The 6,732-nt window shown below is 62.1% G+C and carries 6 protein-coding genes and 1 pseudogene; all 7 read right to left on the reverse strand.

All coding sequences use genetic code 11. The annotated features are described in order from the left end of the window. A pseudogene (locus EOD15_RS25390) lies at positions 1-224 on the reverse strand (TIGR02117 family protein); the annotation flags it as partial. 109 nt (positions 225-333) lie between these two features. Beyond that, positions 334-1,137: an amino acid ABC transporter ATP-binding protein gene (locus EOD15_RS25395; protein ID WP_013532420.1), complete on the reverse strand. Its 804-nt coding sequence runs from the start codon at positions 1,135-1,137 to the stop codon at positions 334-336. An 82-nt stretch (positions 1,138-1,219) separates the two neighbouring features. Further along, complete coding sequence (locus EOD15_RS25400; RefSeq protein WP_127321837.1) at positions 1,220-2,377, reverse strand: amino acid ABC transporter permease; 1,158 nt, start codon at positions 2,375-2,377, stop codon at positions 1,220-1,222. 9 nt (positions 2,378-2,386) lie between these two features. Then, positions 2,387-3,574: an amino acid ABC transporter permease gene (locus EOD15_RS25405; RefSeq protein WP_127268987.1), complete on the reverse strand. Its 1,188-nt coding sequence runs from the start codon at positions 3,572-3,574 to the stop codon at positions 2,387-2,389. A gap of 62 nt (positions 3,575-3,636) precedes the next feature. Further along, on the reverse strand, positions 3,637-4,665 hold the full coding sequence (locus tag EOD15_RS25410; protein WP_127319232.1) for an amino acid ABC transporter substrate-binding protein: 1,029 nt from the start codon (positions 4,663-4,665) through the stop codon (positions 3,637-3,639). 440 nt (positions 4,666-5,105) lie between these two features. Then, positions 5,106-5,951: a DUF2182 domain-containing protein gene (locus EOD15_RS25415; protein ID WP_127319234.1), complete on the reverse strand. Its 846-nt coding sequence runs from the start codon at positions 5,949-5,951 to the stop codon at positions 5,106-5,108. A 9-nt stretch (positions 5,952-5,960) separates the two neighbouring features. Beyond that, positions 5,961-6,596: a DUF1326 domain-containing protein gene (locus tag EOD15_RS25420; RefSeq protein ID WP_023814117.1), complete on the reverse strand. Its 636-nt coding sequence runs from the start codon at positions 6,594-6,596 to the stop codon at positions 5,961-5,963. Positions 6,597-6,732 lie beyond the last annotated feature (136 nt).

Here is a 6,732-nt window from a genome sequence, read left to right on the forward strand (position 1 = left end):
GGTATGCCCGCGTCGACCAGGAAATGGAAACGCCGGCGCACGGCGTCGTCGACCGGGATGGCGATATCGGTGTGGATCGGATTGTTCAGCACCAGGATGTGGCGTGTCGCGGCTGGCACGGCGGCGGCGGCCGGCCACAGCGGCCGTGGCACGAGGGTGCCCGTCGTCACGGCGAGTGCGACGAGAACCAACAGAAGACCCAGAAAACGTCCCAGTCTTTTCATTGAAAGGCGGCCCTGCAAACGCACTCCGGCGACACGAACGCCCGCCTGTTCTCCCATACGCAAAAGAGCCCGGCAGTGTTTCAGCCGGGCTCTTCGTGGCCGTCGAGGCCTAGTGCAGGATCTGCGACAGGAACAGCTTCGTGCGCTCGTGGCGCGGGTGGTCGAAGAACTCGGCCGGCGTGTTCTGCTCGACGATCTGGCCCTGGTCCATGAAGATCACCCGGTTGGCGACCTTGCGGGCGAAGCCCATCTCGTGGGTGACGCACAGCATGGTCATGCCTTCCTCGGCAAGGCCAACCATGGTCTCCAGCACTTCCTTGATCATCTCCGGATCGAGCGCCGAGGTCGGCTCATCGAACAGCATGATGCGCGGGTTCATGCACAGCGAGCGGGCGATCGCCACACGCTGCTGCTGGCCACCGGAAAGCTGGCCGGGATATTTGTTGGCCTGTTCCGGGATCTTGACGCGCTTGAGGAAATGCATGGCGATTTCCTCGGCCTGCTTCTTCGGCGTCTTGCGCACCCAGATCGGCGCCAGCGTGCAGTTCTCCAGGATGGTCAGGTGCGGGAACAGGTTGAAGTGCTGGAACACCATGCCGACCTCGCGGCGCACCTCGTCGATCTTCTTGAGATCGTTGGTCAGTTCCTTGCCGTCGACGATGATCTTGCCCTTCTGGTGCTCCTCCAGGCGGTTGATGCACCGGATCATGGTCGATTTGCCGGAGCCGGAGGGGCCGCAGATGACGATACGCTCGCCGCGCATCACTTTCAGGTTGATGTCCTTCAGCACATGGAACTCGCCGTACCATTTGTGCATGGCGATGATGTCGATGGCGACATCGGTCGTCGAAATCTGCATCTTGGCGGCGTTGACCTTGATCTCTTCGGCGCTGACGGCATTTTCGGTGGCCATGACAGGATCCCCTTTTTCTTTATCGTTGGTAATGAAGCATGTCGTTACCCCAAAACCGCTATACACTTTTGGGCGACATGCATCAGCGTTTGTGGCCGGTGTCGAGCCGGCGTTCGGTGTACATTGAATAGCGCGACATGCCGAAGCAGAACAGCCAGAAGACGAAGGCCGCGAAGATCAGGCCTGACCTCGCCGTCTGCGCGGTTGCCCAGTTTGCATCGGAGAAATTCTGTTTGACGATGCCGAGCAGGTCGAACATCGAGATGATGATGACCAGGCTGGTGTCCTTGAACATGCCGATGAAGGTGTTGACGATGCCCGGGATGACCAGTTTCAGCGCCTGCGGCATGACGATGAAATACATCTTCTGCCAATAGCCGAGGCCGAGCGAATCGGCACCTTCATACTGGCCCTTGGGGATCGCCTGCAGGCCGCCGCGCACCACTTCGGCCATATAGGCCGCGGCAAACAGCGACACGCCGATCAGCGCGCGCAGGAACTTGTCGAACGACACACCCTCCGGCAGGAACAGCGGCAGCATGACGCTGGCGAAGAACAGCACGGTGATCAGCGGGATGCCGCGCACCGTCTCGATGAAGACGACGCACAGCGTCTTGATGATCGGCATCTTGGAACGGCGGCCGAGCGCCAGCACGATGCCGAGCGGCAGCGACACGGCAATGCCGACGAAGGACAGGCTGAGCGTTACCAAGAGCCCACCCCAAAGCGAGGTCTCGACATGCGGCAGGCCGAACATGCCGCCGACCAGCAGGACGAAGGCGACGATCGGCAGCACGAAGAACAGCAGCACCGCATTCAGCCCTTTGCGCGGCACCTTCGGGATAAGCATCGGCACCAGCAGCGCCACGAACAGGATAGCGACCAGGATCGGCCGCCAGCGCTCCTCGATGGGATAGCGGCCGAGCATGAACTGGCCGAATTTGGCGTTGACGAAAGCCCAGCAGGCGCCAGTCCAGCCGTCCGGCTGGATGCCGCCCTGCGCCACCGTGGCGCATACGGTTCGGTCCGGTCCCGTCCACACGGCGTTGATGAACGCCCAATTGATGATTTGCGGCAGGATCATCGCCACCAGGGCGATGCCGACGATTGTCAAAATGGTGTCGCCGGCGGACGCGATCAGGTTCTTGCGCACCCACGCGCCGAGGCCGGTGACGCTGGCGGGCGCCGGCTGCGCCAGCACCATTTCGGTTCGCACCCAGGACATATCATGTTCTTGCATGTCCTTACCTCACCTCTCCACCAGCGCCATCTTGGCGTTGAACCAGTTCATCACAAGCGAGGTCAGGAGGCTGATGGCGAGGTAGATCACCATCATGATCACCACGCCCTCGACGGCCTGGCCGGTCTGGTTCAGCACCGTACCGGCGGTCGCCGTCAGGTCCGGATAGCCGATGGCGATGGCCAGCGACGAGTTCTTGGTAAGGTTGAGATACTGGCTGGTCAGCGGCGGAATGACGATGCGCATGGCCTGCGGCACGACGACCAGCCGCAGGATCGATCCGGACCGCAAGCCCAACGCACCGGCAGCTTCCGTCTGGCCCGCGCTGACACCCCTGATGCCGGCGCGCACGATCTCGGCGATGAAGGCGGCGGTATAGCAGGACAGCGCCAGATAAAGCGACAGGAACTCCGGCCGGACCTGGAAGCCGCCGGTCAGGTTGAAAGTCGACTGCTTCGGGTAGTCGAAGCTCAGGGGAAAGCCGCTCAGCGCATAGGCGAGCAGCGGCAGCCCGACGATCAGCGCGGTGGACGTCCAAAACACTGGAAATTGCTGGCCGGTCGCCATCTGCCGTTGCCGCGCCTTGCGCGCGACGAACCACGCCATGGCGATGCCGACGAGCAGGGCGACGAAGATCAGCCATGAGCCGTCGCCCCACACGGCGCGTGGGAAATAGAAACCGCGCTGGTTGAGGAAGGAGCCGAACGGCAAACCGATGCTGTCGCGCGGCGCCGGCAGCACGGCGAGCACGCCGGAATACCAGAAGAAGATGACCAGCAGAGGCGGGATGTTGCGGAAAACCTCGACATAGACCGTGCAGATCTTCCTGATCAGCCAGTTCTGCGAGAGCCGGCCGATGCCGATGACGAAGCCGATGATTGTCGCGGTGATGATGCCGACGATGGCGACGATCAAGGTATTGATGAGGCCGACCAGAATGGCGCGGCCATAGGTCGAATCCGACGAATAGGCGATCGCGCTCTCGCTGATGTCGAAGCCGGCGCGGCCCTTGAGGAAGCCGAAGCCTGAAGCGATGCGCAGCCGCGTCAGGTTGTCGATGACGTTGTGGGCAATCCACCAGACGCCCGCCACCAGCAGCACGACGACCAGCACCTGGAAGAATATGCCCCGGATTTTCGGATCGTTGATGAAGGAACCGCGGCTGGGCTCCTCGCGAAGTACTTCCTGCGATGCCATTCGACCGTCCCTGGAAAGAGAAACCGGGAGGCAGATGATCTGCCTCCCGGATCACATTTCGATCAGCGGATCGGCGGCGCGTATTGCAGGCCGCCCTTGGTCCACAGCGCGTTGATGCCGCGCGCGATCTTCAGCGGACTGCCCGAGCCGACATTGCGCTCGAACATTTCGCCATAATTGCCGACGGCCTTGACGATGTTGACCACCCAGTCATTGGAGACGCCGAGATCGGTGCCGATCTTGGTATCGGCTTCCTGGCCGAGCACGCGCTTGATCTCGGGGCTGGCCGAGTTCTTCATCTCATCGACATTGGCCTTGGTGATGCCGAGTTCTTCAGCCTGCAGCAGCGCGAAATAGGTCCACTTGACGATGTGGTACCACTGGTCGTCGCCCTGGCGAACGGCCGGTCCGAGCGGCTCCTTGGAGATGATCTCGGGCAGCACGACGTGGTCGGCCGGCGCTCCCAGCGTCAGGCGGATGCCGTAGAGGCCCGACTGATCGGTGGTGTAGACGTCGCAGCGGCCGGCATCATAGGCGGCGTTGACCTCTTCCAGCTTTTCGAAGACGACGGGATTGTACTCCATCTTGTTGGCCTTGAAGTAGTCGGCGAGGTTCAGCTCGGTGGTGGTGCCGCTCTGCACGCAGACGGCCGCGCCCGAAAGCTGCAATGCCGAATTGACGCCCGGCAGCTTCTTGGCGTTGATCATGAAACCCTGGCCGTCATAGTAGGTGACGCCGATGAAATTCAGGCCAAGCGCCGTATCGCGGTTGATGGTCCAGGTGGTGTTGCGCGACAGGATGTCGATCTCGCCCGACTGCAGCGCGGTGAACCGCTCCTTGGCGCTGAGCGGCGTGAACTTGACCTTGGAGCCGTCACCAAAGACGGCGGCCGCGACAGCGCGGCAGAAATCCGCATCGATGCCTTGCCAGTCACCCTTGTCGTCCGGCGCCGAAAAGCCGGCCAGGCCGGTGGAGACGCCGCACTGGATGAAGCCCTTCGCCTTGACGGTGTCGAGCGTGGCCGCCGACGCGCCGGACGCCATCAATCCAAGCGTGGCGGCGCCTAGAATGCCGATAGCAATGTGTTTCATGACCCACAGACCCTTTTCTCTGTTTTCAGGAGTAAATCCTGATTTTTTTCTCCCGTGTGAACGCGGCTTCATCCCAGCCCATCCCGAAACCCCGCATCGTAACCGACGCGCCGCCTCCCATTCACAAATGTCATCGAAGGCGATAATTCCTGTGAGGTCAAGGGAAATGACCGAAACCCAAAGAGTTTGAAAACCGATTGCCGCAAATGCCCGATTTACAGACAAACACGCCCGCGATTTAGCCAGCAGGGCTAATAAAGGCGGCAAATCTCATGCAACGCCGACGCGGGGCCAATACGGGCCGCGGCAGCGAAATCCATCCCGGGCAATAGCTCGTCGTTGTTGACCTCCGCGTGCGACGAACTACCAGGTCCCAGGATTGTCATCTGACAATTTACTGACGGCTGCATACCAATACAGACCGCCGACGAAGACTGTTCTCAAAAGGCTTGAAAGACGATCCAGATCCCGATGGCGGCCATCAACGCGCCTGAAACGCGCGGAATCAGCTGCCCGGTCGGCACCGTCTTCTCCAGCAGAACAAGGATGGCGATGCCGGCGATCCACAGCACGTTCATGACGCCACCAACGAACAACAGAGCCATCAGCGCCCAGCAGCACCCCAGGCAATAAGCGCCGTGATCGATGCCCAGCCGAAGCGCGCCGAGCGGAGCGGAGCGGAATCCGCCATGCCCGGCCAGGAACGCGATCGGCGCCTGACATTGGCGCAGGCAGACGCCCTTCATCGGCGTCCATTGATAGAGACCGGCGGCGATCAGAACGAGGCCGCCGAGGATCGCGCTGCCGGTCGCCATCGAGGGATCGAGCAAGGCTAGACGGGCGAGAAGCCATTGCGCACCGGTCGCCAGGAGGCTGAAGACGACCCAGACGGCGAGATAGCCGGCAAAAAACCATCCCGTCGAAGCGATGGGCCGGCCATCCGCCCGCGCCTTGCGGCCGACACCGGCATAGAGCAGCAACATCGGCGCGACCGACGGCGTCATCATGCCGACCATCATCACCGCCCACATCGTGAAGGTGAAGGCGAAATCGCCCAATGCCCAGGGCCGGAAGCCAGGCGCCATGGCGGCGCCCATATCCATGCCGGCCATATCCATGCCGGCCATGTCGCCGCCTCCGCTATCCGGCAAGGGGGAGCCGGGCATGACCATGGTGGCGGCGAGCCACAGCACATAGGCCCAGGCGAGCACGGCAATCACCACGAGCGCGGCCATCACGACCGCGCGATCGCGCCTCAGCACCGCCTCGAGGGCCGTATCGCCCATTGGATCAGGTCAATGCACGATGCCGCTCTGCGTGAGATGCAGATTGGCGAAATGGCTGTGCGTATCGGCCAGTTCGAACTTGATCGGGCCCGTCGCCTTGGTCCAGCCGCGCCCGACCTCGGCGATCGCGTATTCGAAGCCGTGCGGCAAGTCGATGCGCGCCTGGTGCGCGGCGCCGGTGACCGGATTCCGGATCGGCTCGCCGCGACCGTCGGTTATACCCTCGACATGCAGCTGACTGGTTCGCGCGTCGACGTCGATCTTGAATTCGATCGGCGCGAAGATCGGATCGTGGAATTTCTCCAGCGTGGTCGAAAAGACCTGAAATATCGTTGCACCTGGCTCGGTGTCCAGACCGCCCAATATGCGAAGCAGCGCGCCACGTTGGGCTTCCGTCGCCCTCTCGTCGATGACCACCGCGGCTTCGCCCCCGCCCTGGTGTATGGCGCCGGGCCAGCTGAAAATCCCGACGAACCGCAACCCGTCGAGCTTGGTGTCGCCGTGATGGCCGCTCTCGATTTCCATGCCGGCGACCGCCTGGCAGAATCCGTATGTCGGCATGGCGTTAAACTGGCACGGGCAGCCATAGGCGCAGTTGCAGTTGATGAATTCGCTCGCCTTCATGGCCCATTTGACGTCCGGCATGGCATTCCTCCCTTGCCGCGCTCACGCTTCGTGAGGCGATCCGGATCGTGGAGGACCAGAGGCCAACCGGCAGCAACCATCCGGCAGCATCTGATCGAAGCAATCCGGCGATTAATATTAGTTTCAGATCATATAC

The organism is Mesorhizobium sp. M7A.T.Ca.US.000.02.2.1 (assembly GCF_003996995.1).
Lineage (GTDB): Bacteria > Pseudomonadota > Alphaproteobacteria > Rhizobiales > Rhizobiaceae > Mesorhizobium.

Excerpts from the sequence above, each read along its gene's own strand:
- EOD15_RS25395 (WP_013532420.1), bottom strand. The coding sequence starts at position 1,137 with ATGGCCACCGAAAATGCCGTCAGCGCCGAAGAGATCAAGGTCAACGCC.
- EOD15_RS25400 (WP_127321837.1), bottom strand. The coding sequence starts at position 2,377 with ATGCAAGAACATGATATGTCCTGGGTGCGAACCGAAATGGTGCTGGCG.
- EOD15_RS25415 (WP_127319234.1), bottom strand. The coding sequence starts at position 5,951 with ATGGGCGATACGGCCCTCGAGGCGGTGCTGAGGCGCGATCGCGCGGTC.
- EOD15_RS25410 (WP_127319232.1), bottom strand. The coding sequence starts at position 4,665 with ATGAAACACATTGCTATCGGCATTCTAGGCGCCGCCACGCTTGGATTG.
- EOD15_RS25405 (WP_127268987.1), bottom strand. The coding sequence starts at position 3,574 with ATGGCATCGCAGGAAGTACTTCGCGAGGAGCCCAGCCGCGGTTCCTTC.
- EOD15_RS25420 (WP_023814117.1), bottom strand. The coding sequence starts at position 6,596 with ATGCCGGACGTCAAATGGGCCATGAAGGCGAGCGAATTCATCAACTGC.